At 61.1% G+C, this 20,234-nt stretch carries 16 protein-coding genes; 3 read left to right on the plus strand and 13 right to left on the minus strand.

All coding sequences use genetic code 11. From position 1 onward, the window contains the following. From QRN41_RS04325 to tssB, 13 genes are all read right to left on the minus strand, one after another. Positions 1 to 2,003 (minus strand): PAAR domain-containing protein (locus QRN41_RS04325; protein WP_285421202.1); only part of this gene is annotated, 2,003 nt, incomplete at its 3' end. A 54-nt stretch (positions 2,004 to 2,057) separates the two neighbouring features. Beyond that, positions 2,058 to 2,486 carry a DcrB-related protein gene (locus QRN41_RS04330; RefSeq protein WP_285421203.1) on the minus strand — a complete coding sequence of 143 codons (429 nt, stop codon included), beginning with the start codon at positions 2,484 to 2,486 and terminating at the stop codon, positions 2,058 to 2,060. A gap of 46 nt (positions 2,487 to 2,532) precedes the next feature. Further along, entirely contained in the window at positions 2,533 to 4,470 is a 1,938-nt protein-coding gene (locus QRN41_RS04335) for a type VI secretion system Vgr family protein (RefSeq protein WP_285421204.1), read from the minus strand. A 25-nt stretch (positions 4,471 to 4,495) separates the two neighbouring features. Beyond that, on the minus strand, positions 4,496 to 4,753 hold the full coding sequence (locus QRN41_RS04340; RefSeq protein WP_167417215.1) for a PAAR domain-containing protein: 258 nt from the start codon (positions 4,751 to 4,753) through the stop codon (positions 4,496 to 4,498). A 69-nt stretch (positions 4,754 to 4,822) separates the two neighbouring features. Then, on the minus strand, positions 4,823 to 5,335 hold the full coding sequence (locus QRN41_RS04345) for an Hcp family type VI secretion system effector (RefSeq protein WP_167417214.1): 513 nt from the start codon (positions 5,333 to 5,335) through the stop codon (positions 4,823 to 4,825). 104 nt (positions 5,336 to 5,439) lie between these two features. Further along, positions 5,440 to 6,288: a type IVB secretion system protein IcmH/DotU gene (gene icmH, locus QRN41_RS04350; protein WP_285421205.1), complete on the minus strand. Its 849-nt coding sequence runs from the start codon at positions 6,286 to 6,288 to the stop codon at positions 5,440 to 5,442. Then, a complete protein-coding gene (gene tssK / locus QRN41_RS04355) occupies positions 6,281 to 7,627 on the minus strand; it encodes a type VI secretion system baseplate subunit TssK (RefSeq protein WP_167417212.1) in 1,347 nt (448 codons plus the stop codon). The genes icmH and tssK overlap by 8 nt, the downstream gene beginning before the upstream one ends. A gap of 37 nt (positions 7,628 to 7,664) precedes the next feature. Beyond that, positions 7,665 to 9,014 carry a type VI secretion system lipoprotein TssJ gene (gene tssJ, locus QRN41_RS04360; protein WP_167417211.1) on the minus strand — a complete coding sequence of 450 codons (1,350 nt, stop codon included), beginning with the start codon at positions 9,012 to 9,014 and terminating at the stop codon, positions 7,665 to 7,667. Then, entirely contained in the window at positions 9,011 to 10,033 is a 1,023-nt protein-coding gene (tssG, locus tag QRN41_RS04365; RefSeq protein WP_285421206.1) for a type VI secretion system baseplate subunit TssG, read from the minus strand. The genes tssJ and tssG overlap by 4 nt, the downstream gene beginning before the upstream one ends. After that, a complete protein-coding gene (gene tssF, locus QRN41_RS04370) occupies positions 9,997 to 11,763 on the minus strand; it encodes a type VI secretion system baseplate subunit TssF (protein WP_167417209.1) in 1,767 nt (588 codons plus the stop codon). Before tssF ends, tssG begins: the two co-directional genes overlap by 37 nt. Positions 11,764 to 11,770: 7 nt before the next feature. Next, the gene (gene tssE / locus QRN41_RS04375; RefSeq protein WP_167417208.1) at positions 11,771 to 12,184 is read right to left on the minus strand and encodes a type VI secretion system baseplate subunit TssE; all 414 of its coding nucleotides are present in this window, start codon (positions 12,182 to 12,184) and stop codon (positions 11,771 to 11,773) included. Further along, entirely contained in the window at positions 12,185 to 13,657 is a 1,473-nt protein-coding gene (gene tssC, locus QRN41_RS04380; RefSeq protein WP_167417226.1) for a type VI secretion system contractile sheath large subunit, read from the minus strand. A gap of 37 nt (positions 13,658 to 13,694) precedes the next feature. Then, positions 13,695 to 14,198, minus strand: coding sequence for a type VI secretion system contractile sheath small subunit (gene tssB, locus QRN41_RS04385; protein WP_285421207.1), 504 nt, complete (start codon positions 14,196 to 14,198; stop codon positions 13,695 to 13,697). 332 nt (positions 14,199 to 14,530) lie between these two features. Between tssB and vasI the strand changes: the two genes are divergently transcribed. Genes vasI through tssM form a run of 3 tightly spaced genes read left to right on the plus strand, consistent with a single transcriptional unit; the run spans position 14,531 to position 20,211 of the window. Next, on the plus strand, positions 14,531 to 15,136 hold the full coding sequence (gene vasI / locus QRN41_RS04390; RefSeq protein WP_167417206.1) for a type VI secretion system-associated protein VasI: 606 nt from the start codon (positions 14,531 to 14,533) through the stop codon (positions 15,134 to 15,136). Next, positions 15,124 to 16,560 (plus strand): type VI secretion system protein TssA, encoded by a 1,437-nt coding sequence (gene tssA, locus QRN41_RS04395; RefSeq protein WP_167417205.1) that lies wholly within the window; start codon positions 15,124 to 15,126, stop codon positions 16,558 to 16,560. The genes vasI and tssA overlap by 13 nt, the downstream gene beginning before the upstream one ends. 9 nt (positions 16,561 to 16,569) lie before the next feature. Further along, complete coding sequence (tssM, locus tag QRN41_RS04400; protein ID WP_167417204.1) at positions 16,570 to 20,211, plus strand: type VI secretion system membrane subunit TssM; 3,642 nt, start codon at positions 16,570 to 16,572, stop codon at positions 20,209 to 20,211. Positions 20,212 to 20,234: the final 23 nt, after the last annotated feature.

Below are 20,234 nucleotides of genomic sequence, written 5' to 3' on the forward strand. Positions count from 1 at the left end.
TCGATCAGGCGGCCGAGTTCGTCGTAGCCGTATTGCCATTCGCCGCCTTGCGGGTTGATGCTCCTGAGCAACTGGCCGCTGAGTACGTCTTCCTGCCAGCAGTGGCCCATCGGGTCTATGTGTTTGTAGATCTCATAGAAGGGCCCCCAGTAGTAATGGTCTTGGCGACCGAGGCTGTCGGTGACTCGGGTTTCGCCTTTTTCCAGGTCGTACTCGAAGCGATAGTCCTCGCCATCGCTGCCCCAATGGCGGATGACGCGCCACTCATGATCGGGTTGAGGTTCGAGCAGGGGCGGAAATTTGCAGAGGCTGCCGTCTGCGCGCACCGATTGCGGGCGTTGTGCGGGAACTTCGAAGCGTTGCCATTGATACTGCCGAGTCGCCCCGCTGGGGAGGGTTTGGCTGTCGAGGTAGCCTTGCGCCGTGTAGGTGAAGCTACGCAAGACCTGGCCGGTGGCATTGAGCACGTCTTGCAGCTGGCCGCTTAGGGTGTAGCGATAGCTGGCAAGGACTTCGGTGTGTTCGATCTGCGGATTATCGCCAAGCTTGATGTAGAGTCGTTCCACTTGGCTAACCCGCTTCGGGTGCTGGGTGTCATAACTCAGCCGAACGGTGGTGTGACTTAAATCGTCGCACACGTAGTGCAGCCGGCCTGTTTGATCGTAGAGCAAGCCCAAGGTGTTGAGATTGCGGTCACCCAGCTTGATCAAGCGTGAGCGTTTCGGGTTGTGCGGGTCGATCAGGAAGACCTGGTAGAGACCGGTGTAGATGTCCTCGACCACGGTCTGCCCGTCTTCCAACTGAAAGAACGCCAGCCCGTCCAGCACGCTGACGAAGGCATCACCTGCCTTTAGCCGACCCAGTTCCAGACGGGTGCCTTCTTCGTCGACATAGATCCACAATTCGCCACCCTCGGGATGAGGCACGCGCAGGATCTCCACTTCATAGGGCACGCTCCAGCCCATGCCGAACAGGCCGTCGCGGCGCAGGTCGTTGCTGTCGTAACCCCTGGTCCATTCGATGGGAAGCAGGCCCGGCAAGGTGAAGTCGAGGTCTTCGGGGCCTCCAAGAATTTTGCCGCCGGTTGAGACAAACACAGGGTTGCCCTTGCATCCCCCAATGCGCCACCACGGTTTGGGGCTACCTTTCGGTCGCGGCCGAAGCTTGATTTTGCGCGAGATCAACATACCGGCCACCATGCCGGTGAACTGCGCAATCTTGCTTTTGCCATTGCGGATATCCCGCACGGTCAGTGGCTCGCCACCTATGCGAACGTTGGGGGAAACATTGGCATCGTTGTCGATGGCAGCATCGCACGTGGTCTTGTCGCCGGCTCGGGCGGCAGGCTGCCCGTTGATGAAAACCTTGCTGGATCCTTGCGCGATGTAGGCATCGGGCATGGGAGGATGGCGTTCGCAGGTGACCTTATCCTGTTCCGCCGGCTCCGTTCCTGGGGCTGCTGGTGTTGTGACCGGCGGATTGAAGATGTCGTAGATCGCCATGCCCAGGCCGAGCACAGGAAGGAGCATGGGCGCGGCGGCCATCGCCATTGCGCCGATATTCTCCAGAAATGACGGTTCTGCCGCCTCTTCGGAAGCGTCCGCGTCGCCACCTCCTGAGCTGCGCCCTGCGGCCCGGGCAGCGGGCTTTCCGTTGATGTGGGTATTTTGCGAGCCGCTTTCAATCTTGCCAAAAGGCTCTGCCGGGAACACGCTGTTGGCGAGAGAATCACACCCGTCGGTGATGGCTTCACCGATGCTCTTTTCGCCTACGGGAATCATGCTGGCACCACCTACCAGGGCTCCGGCAATCACAGGGACAAGCACTGCCGCCGCACCGCCCGTGCCCACAACCGCGACAACGGTGCCGGCGATAGCCGCCGCAACGAGAGCGGTAGCGGCGGCGTAGGCCACCGCTTCTGCCAATGCACTCATCAGCTCGGCAGCCAGTGGTGGGTGAAGGATCGCGTCTCCTTCCCTGGCGGCATGTACGTTCTGCGCCATTGATGTGTGCTCCTTGCTGAACGGGCGTGTATGCAGATGGGTTGGGTGACCTGATCAGGCAAAGTGCAGGCTGTCTTTGATCGCGCGCCAATGGCTGATATCTGCCTCGGTAAGCGCGCTGTGTTTGCTGTAGTTCAGGACCAGCAGGCGTTGTTGCCCAGGCAGTTGGCAGGCCAACTGAAGCTGGTACATGGGCTGATTTGCGTGCGTGAACTGGAGGGCTGCTTCACGGCCTTCGACTTGTTTGTCTTTTCCAATAAAAACGGTCACGGCATCAGTGCAGGTCAACGCATTAAGCCGTTTGTGCAGCAGGTCCAGTTGAAAGGCGTAGGCCTCATCTAACGTCTGCTGGGCAGGCAATGCGCTGCGGGCAATAACCAAGGTGGTTTGCCGCTCGCGAAATTGCAGCATGTTCAATGTCGTGTCTTCAGGCATTTCATCGCCGAGGTCGACGGTGAGGTCCTGGGTCAGGTATTCGGCCATTCAGGTGTTCCTTGTTTGGAGAAATACAGGTCAGTTATCAACGGTCTCATTCCTGCTGAAAGTGGCTATTGGCTTCGTCCAGGAGCGCACTGGCATCTCGCCCGTCAGCGGCAACGGCAGCGGTGCCGCCTTCCACGTTGAGATCCAACATGCCGTCGGGGGTGTTGATTTGGCCGGACTTCAACCCGGTGATATTGAAGTTCTCGCAGGTGATGTTCAGCGTGCCGTTGGCCTGCAACTCGATCACCGTCTTGCCGCATTTCAGGCGTAAAGCGTTGCCCACTTCGACGGTGTATTCGTTAGCGACGGCGTCACTTTTGTTGCCACCTACTTTCAGCGTGTCATTGGCCTTCACCACCCGCATGCGGGTGCGGCCAACGGTGATGGTCTCGTCCTGACCCACCTGGCTGCTTCGGTCTGCACCAATCGATTGGGTCTGGTTGTTCTTGACCACCGTGTTCTGATCTTTCTGGGCATGGATAAACACTTCCTCCTGGCCCAGCTCATCCTCAAAACGCAGCTCATTGAAACCTTCACCCTTATGGGTTCGGCTCTTGATGGTCATCCGCGTCTTGTGTTTTGGAAGTTGATACGGCGGCAAATTGGTCTGTCTGTACGCGGTCCCCGTGGCGATCGGCTGGTCGGGATCACCGTCTAAATAGCTGATCACCAGCTCTTGACCCACACGCGGGATGGCCATGGAGCCCCAGGTCGCCCCGGCCCAGCCCTGGGTGACGCGGATCCAGCACGAGCTGTGGTCGTTGTTCTTGTCCGAGCGATCCCACGGGAACTGCACCTTGACCCGCCCCCATTCGTCGCAATAGATCTCCTCACCGGGAGGGCCGACTACCGTGGCGATCTGCGGGCCGTCGATGCAGGGTTTGTCGCGCAATGGGGCTTTCCACTCGGAGGTCCAGCGGATGGCACTGGCTTTCAACCTGTAAGACGTGCCCAGGCCGCTACCAAACGATTCCTCTTGCAAGCTGGTGTGTTGTTTACCCTCGTGCTTGATGGCGATGGTGCGCCAGCGGTCATTGAAGTCTTCACGGGGATGATCGTTGAGGTCGAAGGCCAACCCCGGTTGCAGGCGTTCATCATCGCCTTCCAGATGGGCCAGTTTGGCGTCATTGCGCAGGGCGGCCAGACGCGTCTTGGTGAAGGGCTTACCGGCGATATCACGCTTGTAACGACCGGGGTAGTCGTAGCGTTCGTAATCCTTGTGCTGGTTGTTCAGGTCCTGGTCGCCAGTGGCGGTGTGCTGCTGGTTGTAGCGTGGGTGGGTGAAGGTGTAGTCGCGCTGCACCTGGCGCGCAGTACGCACTTGTTCGGTGTAGTGGAAGCGGTTCAATGCCGGTTCCGTGGAATCACCGCCACTCATGGGTTGATAGATCACCGGGCAATTGGTGTGGGTGCCGATGGTACCCAGGCCGCCAACGCGGTCGGTGAGGACCAGGGTGTGTCCGTCGGCGCGGTGTTCGAAGGTGTAGAGCAGGCCTTCTTCGGCGGCGAGGCGAGCGATAAAGTCGAGGTCGGTTTCGCCGGCCTGCACGCAGTATTCGCGGGGTTGGTGGTCGAAGCAGATTTCGCTGCGGATGTCGGTCAGTTTCTGCTCGGCCAGCACGCTGGTGATGATGTCGGGCACGGTTTGGCCCTGGAATATGCGCCAGTTGGAACGCAGGTTGAAACGCGCCAGGGTCGGTTCGACCCCGGCGGTGTAGCGGGTACGGCGAAAGCCGGTGTCGCCCTGTTGGAACAGGCTGACCAGGCCGTGGACGTAGCGCACCGGGGTGTCGTCGCGCCAAATGGTGAACACCGCGGCCAGGTCGAGCACGCGGTAGAAGTCGATGGCCGGGTGGTGACTGACCAGTTCCAGTTCAAGTTTGAACGGCTGGGACAGGCCTTCTTCAAGGGTGAACGAAACCACTTCGAAGGGATCGCCCCGTAGCGGTTCGAAGGTGTAGCGCAAGTCGCTTTGGCGGGGCATGAAACCTCCTTGTGGTGAGTCCGGATCAGTTGATCAACCAACTGGCATCGCCGTTTTCCAGGATGCCTTCGTGGTCGGTGCTATCACCGACACGGGCTACGGCTTTGCCGTTGATGACCATTGAGGGCGAGCCGCTGATGATCACGGCACCGCAGCCCAGGGTGTCGCCGACACGGGCGATGGCGCGGCCGTTGACGGTGACGTTGCGCGTACCGCTTTTGACGGTGGTGGGGCCACACATAGGGCAATCATGGTCGTGACCGACCAGAACGACAGCAGGCATAGAGCCTCCTGATAAATGTCGCGTCAGTGAGTATTCCGCCGCCTGTGCGGCGGAACGTGCCGGTGGTGGTTAAGCCGGTTTACGCCAGTCATCCGAAGCTTCGGTACCCGCCACCACATGGCTCCAGCTGACCTTGCGATAGGCCAGGCTGGTCTTGATCAGTTGGGTGTAGTTTTCGTTATCGCTGTTTTGCGCGTGGGGCAGTACGGTATGAATGTCGACGACGGTGGCGTCCTCCAGCTTGGTGGTAAAGAAGTGCTCCTGCTTGCCGTCGCCCGAGGTGCGGAACCACTTGACCTCGACCGTGGGCAGCATTTCGCCGGTGGCCAGGGCCTGGTAGAGCATGGGCGAGGCTTTGCTCAGGGCGCTGGTAAAGATCAGCGGTTTATGCACGCGCTGGCCGACGGGCTGACCGCTTTGCGGGTCAGTCGGCGCGGAGATCTGGTGGTCGATTTCCTGAGCAAGGATTTCATCCTCGTGGCCTTCCACATAACCGTTGCCCACCGAATCGGCGGTGAAGGCGCCTTTGGTGATATGGCCCTGGTTTTTGCCGTGGATACTGATGTACGCAGGTGTTGGCATGACAAGCTCCTTGTCGCGATCAAATGAACGACCCGATGAGGTCGCAGGTTCTGGCCCAAAGGCCATGGCTTTGCAGGCGCTCGGATGAGCACGCTGAAAATCGGTTACAGGTTGAGAATCTGTTCCAGGGAGGCGAGCACTTCCTGGGTGATGCTGTTCAAGCGCATCGAGTAGATTGTGTAGGCGACCGTCAGCACGACGGCTGCCAGCGCCCACGGCGTCCACAACGGCCAGGCACGTTTGATCCGGTAGTTGCGCGGCGCGACGTTTTTCAGCGGGTCGGTCAGACGTTTGGGCGTCTCGCCGCGCAGGGGACGCAACAGGCCGTGCAGTTGGTCGATGATCTTTTGAATTTCGTCATCGCCCTTGATGTGAGCGCCGTATTTGCCTTTGAGGCCGGAGATCAGGCACTGGTACATGAACTCCAGCACATGTTGGTACCGGGCCGCTTCGGGGATCATGTTGTTCATGACGGTGAAGAACCTTTCACCACCTCGGGTTTCTTCATGAAACTGGCTGAGCAGGGAGCGGGCGCTCCAACTGGAGAGCCTGCCCCAGGTGGTGCTCATGACCACCTCGTCCAGCAGCAGGCACAGGCTGTAGGAGTAGGCTTTGAGCGTGCCGGCGTCGTAGTCGAGCCGGCTGACTTCTTCCATGATCGTGGTGATCTGGTTGCTGACGCTCTGGTACAGCGCGGGCACGTCATCGTGCTGGTCCAAACGACGCAGGCGGATGACCAACCCGATCAGGGGCGTGGCGGCATCGCACAGCGGGTTCCAGGCCAGGCCGCGCATGTCGAACTCGGGGTCTGCGAGCAGCGGTTCGGGTTTGGGCTTGGCCGGTTCCTCTACGGCGCCGGATTCCGTACTGCTGGTGGCCTGTTGCAAATAGCTGAAAATCCGGTTGCTGTCGTCCGTTGGCGGGTTGGTTTCGGTGGGCATGGTCTCACTCATCTTTCTCACTCCTGATCGCCCAGAACTGCAACTCCAGCTCCGGGAATTCGCCGGCGATGTGGAAACCGAACCCGCTGCCGTTGCTCAGGCTCTCCCAGGTGGGGTGATGGCGCTCGAGTTCGAAGTAACTGAAGCCGGCATGGAACGGCAGATGACGTGGCGCCACGGGCAGTGGGATCAACGGAATGCCCGGCAGTTGCAGACTGACCAGTTGTTCCAAACCTTCGGCAGAGCTGATCTTGATCTGCCGGGGCAGTTGCTGGCGCAGAGCCTCCGCGGGTAAGTCGGCGCGCACGGCGAGGATGAATTCGGCGTTGTCCAGCAGGCGCTTGTCATTCAAGGCAGCGGTGCGTACGCCGTATTGCTGCACCACGATCGGCAGCGACACTGCACGCGGTTGCAGCACGGTGCCCAGGGCACGGCGCAGGGTGTGTTCCAAAAGCTGGAAAGACTCGCGCAGGTTGTCGTGCTGGTAGGCCGGGTATTCCTGGGGCAGGTGGCCTTCATCGGTAAAGGTCACCAGTTCGCCGCAGGCCTGGGCCAGTGCGAGGTACAGCCGTTCCGGATGGACCTGGCGTTGACGAGTTAAATGCTGGAACAGCGGAAACAAGCGGTTGAGGGTTTGCAGCAGGTTGAAGTCGGTCACATCGGCCACCCCCGACTGCCCCGGCGAGCCGATGCGCTGGGCCAGGTTCTTGGCCCGCTCGCGCATCAAACCGGCCACTTCACCCAGGTAGCGGTGCAAGGCCGGCACGGCCTGCAAGGACAGGCTGGTGGGGTAGAAGTGCTCGTCCATCACCAGGCTGCCGTCCGGGCGCTTGTCCTTGATCCTGCCCAGGGCGATGCCGGTAAAGGCGCTGCGGTCGCTGCGTTCGAGCATCAGTTGCAGGTTGGGCACGGCCAGGTCCATGCCCACCTGGTCGCCGTCATCGCTGTGGGTATCGCGGATCTCTTCGCGGCGGGCGATATAGCGGCTATTGCCGTATTGGTCGGGCCAACGCACTTCGAGGGCGCCGTTGGAACGCAGCGGCAGCACCAGGTAGACGATCTGGTTGACGGCACTGCTGTCGGCGATTTCCAAAGGTGCGGGCGGTGCCAAATCATGGGGAATGTCGAAGACACTGCCGTCGGGCATGATCCCGCGGGCCTGGGTAATGGCGACCTTGCCGAAGCTCAAATACTCGGTGTTCAACACCAGTTCGCTGAAGCCGTAGAGGGCGTCATTCAGGCTGTGTACGCGCTGATGCACGGCGGCTTCGGCGGCGCGGGCCTGTTGCTGGAAGTGCTGGGGTTTGACGAATAAACCTTCATGCCAGATGACGGGGTTGCGTGAACTCATCGGTAATTACTCTGGGCAAAAGCGGCTGAAAAGGGCGTCATCGGGTTTCCCCTTTGAGGCTGACCTGGGTGGCGTCCAACTGCACCAGCACGGCGTATTGCCGGCCCTTGGGCTCGACGCGCAGATGCTGTTTCCACTGGCCGACATCGGCGCTGTGGTAGTTGGCGATCACTGCGATAAAACGGGTGTCCTCATCCAGGGGGCGCAGCTCGACAAACTTGAATTGGCCCGGCTGGAGCAGGTAGTCATCGGCGCGGATGTAGGTGCTGCCCAGGGTTTTTTTCAGATCCTCGGCCAAGGCCTGCGGGCTGGCGTTGACCAGCAGCGAATCATCGGTCAACTGCAACACCTTGAAGGCGATCGGCGTGGCGACGTGCTGCAGCGCCGGGTTGCCCCAGGGCGTGCTCAGGCTGACGCCTTGGGCGTCGTAGTCGCCCAGCAGCGTGTCTTCGAGGGGCGACATCGGCACCACAGGTTCGGGTTCCAAGATCAGCGGCGACTGGGCCGGTACGCTCTCGTAAAGGTGGTTGAGCAGGGTTTGCACTTTGTCGGTCAGTGCCTGCGGGCTGCTCGCCTGAACGTTGAGGGTGTAGGGCGAGCGGTTCGCGTCGTCATCGGGTGCGGTACCGGTGCTGATCAGGCGCGGATTGACGTGGTCGCTGGCGTGCAGGCTCAGGGAGTAACGGCTGGGCTGATCGTCGGGGCCGCCGACCGGAATCGACGGGGTCCAGATCACTTGGCCGACTTTGCCGAGCAGGGTGCAGCCGCCGAGGGTGAGGCAGGCCAGCAACAAGGTGCCCAGGCGCAGGTTGCTGAGCAGGCTGACGGGCTTCTTGGGTGCAGCCGCGCAAATGTCGGCCGGCGGTTTTGGTGGCTCCGCCGCATTCATCGCTCGCAGCGGATCCCCTTGTTCCACCCAATCAACGGGCTGGCAAAGGCGTTCGAACTCCGGGCAAGCAGCAGGTCGCGGATCGGGCAGGGGCAGTCCCGGTAAATCCTCCACGTGCCAGGCTTGCATACCTTCCGGCTGGCCCGAGAACAGCTCATCGAGCGAACGCTGACCTGGGCCGTGCTCACCGAGCTGTACCGCGACCCGGTACGCACCAATCTGCAACAGGTCGCCATCGTTCAGGCTCACCGCAACGTTGCGCCCTAGCGGCAAATCATGGCCATTGGCATAGGTGCTGCCACTGCGGTCGATCACGCAGAAGCGCCCTTCGACAACCCGGATTTCGCAGTGGTTGGGCTGTACGCTGTTGTGGCGATCCTCCAGGCACCAGTCCGCCGCGGCACTGCCGATGCTGCCGCCCTGTGGACCAAAGCGATGCGTGGGCAGATAGCCGTGCAGCAACTGCGCAGGATTACGGATAACCAAGGTCAGTTTCATGCGCGCCCCCGAATCCGCACCACGGCGGGATGACGTTGGTGCAGATGTTCGATAAAGCTGGTCCAGCCCAGGTGGGTGCCGTTGTCGCGTTGCAGGTTGAACGGCGGTACGTCCTCTTCGCGCAGCCCCAGTTCCAGGTCGTAGGCGGTGACGTCGCGCAGCAAAAAATCCATCAACTGGCGCAACCGCCCGAACTGTTCACCACTGGGCAAGAACTGCCGAAAACGTGCCTGGGTCAGGTTGGGAATCACCAAGGTGAACTTACTGGCGCGGGTCTTGCTGCGGTCACCCACCACAAAGTCGCTGCCCAGGGTGCCGTTGGCTTTGCCCAACACCGTGCGCTGACGCTGCGGCAAGGTCACCGAACGCGCCTCGAATTCACGGATGTACACGCCGTGCAGGTCGAAGCAGTGTTCAACGATGCCGGACACCACCGAAGGCGAGCGGCTGCGGCTGGCGATCAGGCCGGCAAAGCTCAACAACCGGCCCCAGGGCAGCGGCGTCGCGCCACGCAGATCGTTGTCGTTCAACCCGATCAGGGAAAACACATAACGCGAAAAGCGGTCGCTGGCCTCGGCCTGAAAGCGGATGTAGTAGCGGTACTTGCGCCAACTGTGGTGCAGCAGGGTCAGCAGGCGATGATTGAAAAAGTCCATGAACGCCGGGCGAATCCCACGTTCCTGGGCCTGCTCGTAGGCCAGGCGATCCAGGTAGTAGCCGGGCAGGGGCGAGTCGGTGCCGTGCAGGCCAAAGAAACTGGTCTGCAAGCGATAGCGCACTTCGTCGTGGCCGTCTTCCAGGCGTGCGGCCACGACCACGTCGGAGGCCGGAAAGCCCAATCCCGCATGGCTTTGCAGGCGCACACGGCGGCGCGCCGCCGCACTCAAGGGCTGCGCTTCCAGGTCATCGTCATGCAGGGCGTGCAGATGCTCCAGCAGACGGTGAAACGAGTAGTTCCGCGCATCGGCCAGCAGCACGTCGGCTAGATCACGGGTTGTCTGCCGGTCAACAGGGGCCATTCGTAGCACTCGTTGTTGGTGGTATTGATCACTTCCAGGCGATGGAAGGAGTTGATGCTTGCGTACAGGGCGAAGAAGTGCGAAAGCACGCTGCCGAACAGGTACAGCTCGCCCTCGCAGAGGAAGGCGTTCTGGTCCAGTTGCAAACGGGTCTGCAAGCCGCGCACCGGCTGGCCCTTCATTAACCAGTCGATGGGGGTGGTCACGGCCTCGCGGACGCCATTGAGGCGCTTGCGGGTGGCGCGGGCCTGTTGCAGGTCGTGCAAGGCGGCGAAGTCATAGGCGCGGATCACCGCCTTGAGCGGCTCGGCCGACAGCAACGACAGGTAGTTCAGCGACAGGTTGGAAATCAGCGTCCAGTGCAGGCTGCTGTCCAGCACCGGTCGGTAGCTGCGCGTCGGAGCAATCAGGTTGGTGTAGGTGGCAAACGACGGCGTGACTTCGGTGGACAGCGACACATCCCCTGCGCCCAGCATCTGCGGCAGGTCGCGATTGCTGCAGGTCAACTCGATGGACGCTGCTTCATGTTCGCCGATGTACAGGCTTTCATCGCCGCGCACGAAGGCGATGCGATGGCGCAAGCCCTCACGCCCGTGGGATTCCTCGATATGCGTGCGGAAATACAGCGCCGTGCGGCCCCGCGCGTGTTCGATCTCATGCTGGAACGACTCAAACGGAGTAAAGCGCCGCAACGGATCGCCCTTGCGCTCCTTGTCGGCGGCATCCCAACCGGCCACCTGGTCGACACTGAAAATCTCGTAAGCCTCAGGCTGACTGCCACTGGGGCTGATACGCCGTTCCAGGCTGCGCCCGTCCAGTGCGATAGGGTTGGCATCGTGGCGGAACAGGTTGACCGCCGGCGCGCAGTACAGGTGCAGGTCGCTGGTACGCAGGCGAATATCAGGCGGCATGGGCCGGCTGAACTGAAACTCGAAACGCAGGGTGCTGGCGCTGACATCGGGCCAAACATGAGCCAGCCGGGTCAGGCTGAAAAAGTGGAACCGCTGCGGGAATACAAAGTACTCCTGCAGGATGCGGTAGCCATCGAACACATTGCGCGGGTAGGGCAGCAACGCCTCTTCGGGGGTGAAGCCGGGAAAACCGATGTCCTTGGCCGACAGGCGATAGCGTTGCTTATTGATGTGCAGCGTCACGCTGTCCAGGTAATGGGCAAGCCACAGGTACAAGGTCAGCGCGGTGGCGTTATCGCCACCTAGATGAAAATCCAGCTGGTCGCAGGCCATGCTGGTCAGCGGTTGCTCCGTCAGCACCTTGAGGTCGATGCGCATCACCGAGGCCTCACGACTGTGGGCGTCGCTGACTTCCTGCAAGGCCAGCGGGTACAGGTTGACGTCGGTGCAGGTGCGAAACTGGCAGGAGATACCGTTCACCGGTTTGGCGAACAACGGCGTGCCCTTGGGAATCACCTGGCGCTGGCTGATCGCATTGGGCAGTGGTGTAAAGCGAATGATGGTCGCGCTGGGCAGAGGGCGCAGGTAGTTGGGCCAGAGCATCTGCAACAGCGGATGGGTCAGCTCTGGCAAGTCGTCGTCGATCTTCATCCCCAGCTTGGCGGTGAGGAAGGCAAAACCCTCCAGCAGCCGTTCCACGTCCGGGTCGCCGGCCTGATCGCCGAGAAATTGCGCCAGTTGCGGGTTGTCCTCGGCAAACTCGCGGCCGAGTTCACGCAGGTAGCGCAACTCCTCGGCAAAGCGTTGTTTCAAGTCCATCGCGTCCTCATCTCACGCGGGTGTAGCCGTCGCGGCCATGCATGGCCACCTCGATCTGCACCTGTTCTTCCTTGTGGTTGACCCGCACCTGACAATCCAGGCGAAAGTTCAGCTCCAGCGGCAGGTCCGGGTCGGGCTGATAGCGCACGCCCGTCACCGTGATACGCGGTTCAAACGCCTCCACCGAACGCCGGATATCGGCGCTGATGGCGACCACCAAATCACTGCTGGCCTGGGTGACGCCGTTGAAGTCGCGCAGGCCCAGTTCAGGGCTGCTTTGTGAGCAGCCCTGGCGTGAGTTGAGCACCTGTTCCAGGTGGCGTTTGATCGCCTCGACGCGCTGGCGCGCCTGCTCATCCGCGCTGCCTGGGCGGTAGCGCGGTGCGTCGGGTTCCAGGCGCTCGAACAGGCTGCCGCCCACTTATTGGGTGTCCAGCCGACCGACCAGCGAGATCTCGAAGTTGGCGCCCATGTACTTGAAGTGCGGGCGCACCGACAGCGACACCTGATACCAACCCGGATTGCCGGCCACGTCCTGAACCTCGATCTTTGCCGCGCGCAGGGGGCGTCGGCTGCGCACGTCGGTCGACGGGTTTTCCTGGTCGGCGATGTACTGCTTGAGCCAGGTGTTCAGTTCGCGCTCCAGGTCCTGGCGTTCCTTCCAACTGCCGATCTGTTCGCGCTGCAGCACCTTGATGTAGTGAGCCAGGCGATTGACGATAAACAGGTACGGCAACTGGGTGCCGAGCTTGTAGTTGGTCTGGGCTTCCTGGCCTTCGCGGGTCTTGGGGAAGTTCTTGGGTTTTTGCACCGAGTTGGCCGAGAAGAACGCCGCGTTGTCGCTGTCCTTACGCATGGTCAGCGGGATGAAACCGGCCTCGGCCAGCTCGAATTCCTTGCGGTCGGAGATCAGCACCTCGGTGGGGATCTTCGCCTGCAATTGGCCGAGGGATTCGTACAGGTGCACCGGCAGATCGTCCACCGCGCCGCCGGATTGCGGGCCGATGATATTCGGGCACCAGCGGTAGCGGGCGAAGCTGTCGGTGATGCGCGAGGCCATCAGGAACGCGGTGTTGCCCCACAGGTAGTTGTCGTGGTTGCCGTCGACGGTTTCGTTGTAGCCGAAGCTGCGGATCGGGTTTTCCAGCCCATCGTAAGGCGAGCGCAGCAGAAAGCGCGGCAGCGTCGCGGCAATGTATTTGGAGTCTTCCATTTCACGTAGGCTGCGCCACTTGGTATGGCTTGGCCCTTCAAAAATGTCGCTGACTTCCTTGACCGACGGCAGGTCCTGATAGCTCTTGAGGTTGAAGAACTCAGGACCGGCAGCCATCACGAAAGGGGCATGGGCCATGGCGCCCACGGAGGCGACGTAGCTCAGCAGCTTCATGTCCGGGGACGACGGGCCGAAGGTGTAGTTGCCGATCATCGCCGCGATCGGCTCGCCACCGAACTGACCGTAGCCGGACGTGTAGGCGTGCTTGTACAGGCCGCTGCGGGTGATGTCGCCAGCGTTGTCGAAGTCGTCCAGCAGTTCCTCTTTGGTGACATGCAGCACTTCCAGCTTGATGTTCTCGCGAAAATCCGTGCGATCCACCAGCAGCTTCAGCCCACGCCACGACGACTCCAGTTGCTGGAATTGCGGCTGATGTAGGATCACATCCATCTGCTTGCTCAATGCGCGGTCGATTTCGGCAATCATCTGGTCGACCCGGTGCTTGTTCACCGGCTGCTGGTGATCGCCGCTTTGCAGGATCTCGCTGATGAACGCAGCCACGCCTTGACGGGCAACGGCATAGCCCTCCTGGGACGGGCGGATGGTGGTGTTGGCCAGCAGTTGGTCGAGCAACGACGGCGGTTCGTCAGCCACCAATACTTGGGCGGCGGCGCTTTCCATAGGCATGCGGAGTACTCCGTTGAGAAGGGCGTTCAATTCAGTTGTTTGGCGTGTCGAGCACCAGGTTCAGTTCACTGGCCAGGCGTTGGCGGGCGGTTTCATCGGTCAGCAGGCTTTGCAGGTGTTTGCGAAAGGCCGGGACATTACCCATAGGGCCTTTGAGCGCAACTAAGGCTTCGCGCAGTTCCAGCAACTTATTCAACTCAGGTACTTGGCGGGCGACTGCGTCCGGGCTGAAGTCATTGATGCTTTTGAATTGAAGCTGAACGCTCAATTCAGTGTCGAAGTCGTTGTTAAGAACGGACGGAACAGTCATGCATAGAGCAACTTCTGCTTTGCTCAGTACTTCATTGAATGTGTCTTTATCTATTCGAATGGATTGCCTGTCTTCAAGGGCGCTTAGTTCACCATGGCCTTTGAAATCGCCCGTAATCAAAAGCTTCAGGGGCAGCTCAACTTCAGCTTGTTGATCACCGGTGGCCGGGACGTACTTGATGTTGACGCGTTCTTTGGGCGCGACGGAACCGTGAGTTTTCGACATGAGAAAAATCCATTTCGTAAGGTCGGCATATTAAAAACAGCTGTTTAAAGATTTGTCATGTAGGACGGTGCGGATGCGATTTGTGGGCGGTGGATGTAAGAAAAAAAAGTTGAGACTATTGCTGTAAGTTTTCTTACGCATTTGGCAGGTGTATCTGAGAGATGCTTCTTTTTGTTCGCGTTTAGCAGAAAGTAATGGGTCTTTTAGTTGCCTGTTTAATCGAACTTGGGCGACGCTTTTAAAGTTAATCAAAAGAACTTTGAGGGGAGGCGCTCATGTGCAACGGATGGCGAGGATGGAAGTGGGGGCTTTGCCTGACGGTCGTGGCCGTAATGGACGTGCAAGCAGCGACTCAAGATTGCCCTTCCATCGTCTCGCCCTTGAAGCGTCTGGAGTGTTTTGATCTGGCCGCTGGTACGCCCATCCATCACGCACCAGCGGCGCCACGTGCCCTTGGCCGGGTACTGCCGATTGTTGACCTAGTCCAGCGCAATGAGGCCAAGCGTCCGCCCGAGGATCAGCGTTTTCTATTGTCGTCATTCCCAGAGCCGGACAACGACCAGCAACACCGTCTGGTGATTTCAGCCCCAGCCTTGGGCGCGTTGCCGCCTCGGCCTTACTTGGCCATCAGCTGCGAATCGAAAATTTCCCGCCTGCAACTGGTGTTGGATGAACCGGCCAAGCCCAACAAGATACGCATACAGCTGTTCAAGGATGAGCGCCCGGTGTCCGAGGCCTACCAGTGGCAGGTCTTGGACGACGCTGGTCTGGTGGTGGATGCCGGGCGCGGGCTGCAGGCCATTGCCTTGTTGCGCAATATGGGCGGCGGCCAGCGCCTGCAACTGGAGAGTGACTATCCCCGGTTGCACGGCTTGGTATTCGACGCTGAAGGGCTGGGCGAACTGATCGAGCAGGAGCGCCAGGTATGTCGCTGGTGATCGACGTGCCGGTAGACACCGTCAAGCTGTTGCTGACTCCCATCGACCCGGAGCAACCCGCCGGGCATTTCGATATCGAGGACGAAACCTACCAGGCCATCGACCAGGAAATGGTCAAGCTCGGCGGCCTGCGCGAAGGCGACATCGACTGGCCGTATATCGACGAGGCGTCCCGTGAATACCTGGCGACCCAGTGCAAGCACTGGCGCATCCTCGGCCATCTGCAAGTGGCATGGCTGCGCACCCGACAGTGGGCGCGCTGGGCCGACTCCCTGGGCTTGATAGCCGGCATGGTCGAGCTGTATTGGGACAGTGCCTACCCCAAGCCTGGCCCGACCGGCTACCTCAACAAACGCAAGCAGGTGCAGCGCCTGTTGGGCGACTTGGGGCAGGTGTTGCCGACCCTGGAGCGCAGCAGTTTTGAGCCGGCCTATCAGGCGGCGGCCCAATTGGCCCTGGCCAACCTGCAACGGTGTGCCGAAAGCGCCAAGCTCGACCCGGCCCCGCTGGACGCGTTGCAACGCCAACTGGACAAATACAGCGAGCCGGTCGCTGCCACCGAGCCCGCCCGTGCGGCCACCTCCGGCGGTTTGCTGGAGTCAGCCTTTTTCAACAGCCCCAAACCGCAGGCGCCGAGCAATGAGCGTGAACAACGCCGCGCTGTGTTGAATATGGCCGAGCAGATCAATCAGCAAGACCCCTACGACCCCACCGGCTACCAATTGCGACGCTTCGGCCTGTGGTCGCATTTGCGCACCGCGCCGCTCATCACCCGTGACCGTCGTACCGAATTGACCGCTGTGCCCAAGGACATTGTCGATGGCTATCAGGACGCGCTGAACCACAACGCCCTGGACCCGAACCTGCTGCTGCGTATCGAAAAAAGCGTCTGCGCCTCGCCGTACTGGTTGCGCGGCAGCTACCTGGCCGCCCAGGTCGCCTCGCGCCTGGCGATGGATGAAGTAGCCGCAGGCATCCGTCAGACCTGCGAGCGGTTTGTCTGCCGCCTGCCAGCCCTGTTGGAACTGTGTTTCAGCGACGGCACACCGTTCGTTGATGCACAAACCCAGGCTTGGATCACCGGCGCCGATCAGGTGCAAACCACCGGTAGCCCGGTGCAGGAATACGCCGGCCTGCGCGACGAACTGACCACCCAGCTCAACAGTGAAGGCGTCGAAGTGGTGCTGCTGCGCCTGCAGGACCTGCACGCCAGCCATGACGCCCCGCGCCAGCGCAGCTACGCCACGGTGATTGCCGCCGACCTGCTGGCCTCGCGTGGCCTGTCATGGCTGGCGGATGATCTGTACGCCAGCGTTGCGCGACTGATGCGCGATACCACGGCGCAGGGCTGGGAGCCGGAGCTGTACCGGAAAGTGGCGCAACCCATCGACGACAGTCATTTGATTAAAGCGGTTAAGGAGTAGGAGCGATTTATGGGGATGGTCTGGGGTTACCTCAAACGCTGGGGCCTGCCGGTACTGCGCCAATTCAACCAGGCGGTGCCCGTACTGGTGCTGCTGGGCGTGGTGTTTTTATTGATTGCCATTTGGTGGCTGGGCCCACAGTGGACTTGGCGCGAGCACCAGCCGCTGAGTGAATTGGCGATGCGCGTCTCGGCCAGCGTTGTGGTGTTGGTGGTGCCGTTGTTGATCTGGGCATGGCGGGTGCGTAATCGCTACCACCGGCTGCAGCTTGAACGCCAACATGAGGCCGCCGTACAGGCCGACCCCTGCCTGCCTTATATCGAGGCGCAGGAACGGGCGCTGGACCGCAGCCTGGGCAATCTGCTGAACAACATGGAGCGCCGCCGTTCGCTCTATCAACTGCCGTGGTACCTGGTGCTGGGCGAGGAAAATGCCGGCAAGACCAGCCTGATTACCCGCTCCAACCAGAGCTTTGCCTTGTCCCATGTCACCAAGGCTGGAGTTCGGGTGCACCAGGAAGAGCAACTGGCTTATCCCGTGGACTGGTGGATCGGTGACGAGGCGGTATTGATCGACCCGCCGGGTGAGTTTCTCAGCCACCCGGAGCCAACGGCTGACAGCGTTGCGTCGCAGGGCAAAGTCAAACCGGTATTGCCGGCCGGCACCCACCCGCGCCTGTGGCGGCACCTGCTCGACTGGTTGGCGCGCAACCGCAGCCGACGGGCACTCAACGGGGTGGTGTTGGTAATAGATGTGCAGGCCTTGTTGGCGCAACGTCCCGAACAACGCAAGGCCCACGCCAACCTGCTGCGTACCCGGCTGTTTGAGCTGACCCGGCAACTGGGCACGCGCTTGCCGGTGTACGTGACGCTGAGCAAGTTCGACCTGCTGGAAGGCTTCGAAGAGTTCTTCGCCCGGTTGTCGCGCAGTGGGCGTGAAGACCTGCTGGGCTTCACCTTCAGCCTCGACGCGGTGGATGATTTCGATGCCTGGCTGGCGGAGCTGACGCGCCAATACCAAGCCTTTGTCGCCTGCCTGAGCGAACAGATTTTCGACGGCGTCAGGACCTCATCTGGGCTCACCGAACGCGATCGTTTACAGGCGCTGGTGCATCAGATGGCGGGCCTACGCCCGGCGCTGTTTGGCTTCCTGAGCGAAATGCTCGGCAGTGATCGTTTCACCACTCCGGCGTTGGTGCGCGGGCTGTATTTTTCCTCGGTCTTGCAGCAAGGCACCCTGAGCAACGTCTTCGTCAAAGAAGCCGGGCAGGCGTATCAACTGCCGCCCCCGCCCCCCGAGGTCAAACCGGCCGGTGGCACGGCGATCTACTTTGCCCAGCAACTGTTCCAGCGGGTGATCTACCCCGAAGCGGGCCTGGCCGGCGACAACATCAAGGTGGCTCGCAACAAGCGGCGGCTGCTGATCGCCGGGTTCAGTGTCGCGTCTTTGGGCGTTCTGGTGGTCATCGGAACCTGGCAGTTTTACTTCAATATCAACCGCGACAAGGCGGCCAGGGTATTGGCCAAAAGCCAGGAATTCAGCGGTCGCGATATCGATGCCAAAGTCGATAGCACCGGTCGCAACCTGTTGGCACCGCTGGACCAGATCCGCGACGCGGTGCTGGTGTACGGCGATTACCGCGAGGCCTGGCCGTTGCTGTCGGATATGGGCCTGTATCAGGGCCGGGCGATAGGCCCGACGGTGGATGAGGCTTATCTGAATCTGCTGTCCAAGCGCTTCCTGCCGGCGATTGCCAGCGGTGTGCTGGACGCCATCAATGCCGCGCCCGCCGGCAGCAATCAGCAACTGGCGGCCCTGCGTGTGTACCGCATGCTCGAAGAACGCCAAAATCGCCGCCCGGCCATCGTCGAAGAATGGGTCGCCAAGCAGTGGCAGCGCGCCTATCCGGGCCAAGGCCAACTGCAGGCCGACTTGATGGGGCACCTGGGCTACGCATTGAAATACGCCGACGCCGATCTGCCGCACTACCGGGAACGCATTGCCCAGGTGCAACAGCAATTGCGCCAGTTGCCCATGGCCGAACGGGTCTACATGAGCCTGAAACAGGACGCCCTGGAGCGATTGCACCGTCCGCTGGACCTGCGCAACGAAGTCGGCCCGGCGTTCGATATCGTCTACCGCCCGCTGAACACCGATCAAGAGGGCAGCGGCCTGCAGTTGCCGCCGCTACTCACCGCCAAGGGCTTCAAGGACTACTTCGAGCCCGGCACCGAGGGCATCATCGAACTGGCCATGATCGACCAGTGGGTGCTCGGCGAACGACAACGCCTGGACTACTCCGACGAAGACCGCAAAGTGCTGACCCAGCGGATTCGTGCGCTGTACAGCGCCGACTACGTGGACAGCTGGCGACGCGCACTGAATCAGTTTGCGGTCACCGACTTCGACGACCTCAGCCATGGCGTGGCGGTGCTGGAACAAGTCACCGGCCCGGCCACCCCCCTGCGGCGTCTGCTGGAAACCCTGCGCGACAACAGCGTGATCTACCCGGCGGTGCCCGTGGCCGAAGGCCAGGTGCCGCTCACGCTGGACAAGGTATCGGACGGCCAGCAACAAGCCGCCGGCATCCGCCGCGCGTTCTCCAACCTGGCTGAGCTGATCACCGCGCGAGGCGAGCAGCCGTCCTATTACGAAGAAACCCTGCGCTCGGTCAGTGCTGTCTACGACTACGCCAAAGCCGTGCACGACAATCCCGACCCCGGCAAGGCGGCGCTGAAAACCGTGCTCAACCGCTTCTCCCTGGGTGGTGCCGACCCGATTGCCAACCTGCAACGTGTCGCCGTGGGCCTGCCCGAGCCACTGAACCAACAGGTCAAAAAACTCGCCGATCAGACCTCACAGGTACTGGTGATTGCCGCCTTGCGCGAACTGGAAAAACGCTGGGACAGTGAAATCTACAGCTTCTACCGCGACCGCCTGGCAGGCCGCTATCCGTTCAAGGCCAGCGGCGAGGACGCCTCGCTGGAAGACTTCGAAGCCTTCTTCGGCCCGCAAGGTCGCCTACAGCAGTTCCACGATCAATACCTGAACGTGTTCCTCAAAGACAACCTCGACGCCCTGTACTCCGACAGCCTCGGCGGCTACCTGGTGCGCAGCGACGTACTGGAACAGCTCAAGAAGGTCGAGCGCATCCGCGACACCTTCTTCAACCACCGCGGCCACTTGGCCGTGCAACTCACCATCGAACCCCTAGCCCTGAGCGCCACCCGCCTGAGCAGCATGCTCAGCGTCGACGGCCAATTGATCCCCTACCAGCACGGCGCGCCGCAACGCACCGGGTTGGTGTGGCCCAACAGCCTGGGCAATAGCCAGGGCAGTCAATTGACGCTGGTGCACAGCACCGGCAACACGGCGAGCCTGAGCTATCGCGGGCCATGGTCGCTGTTTCGGCTGCTTAGCCGCGGGCACCTCAATGGGCGTACCGATACCCGCGTGGACCTGACCTTCGCCGTCGCCGAGGGGTTGATGCGTTATCGGATTTGGGCGGAGAAGGCCAATAACCCGATCACTCAGCGCAGTTTTGAAGGGTTTGTGTTGCCCAGGACGTTGTTGGAGGTGCGTCGATCAAAGAACACCATCAACAAGGTCGGGGATGTCGCTGCAACAGCGTTCAGCGAAGAGGGCAACTAAATAAGCGAATGCTGCATACAAGT

Source organism: Pseudomonas sp. efr-133-TYG-23, assembly GCF_030209215.1.
Classification (GTDB): domain Bacteria; phylum Pseudomonadota; class Gammaproteobacteria; order Pseudomonadales; family Pseudomonadaceae; genus Aquipseudomonas; species Aquipseudomonas rhodesiae.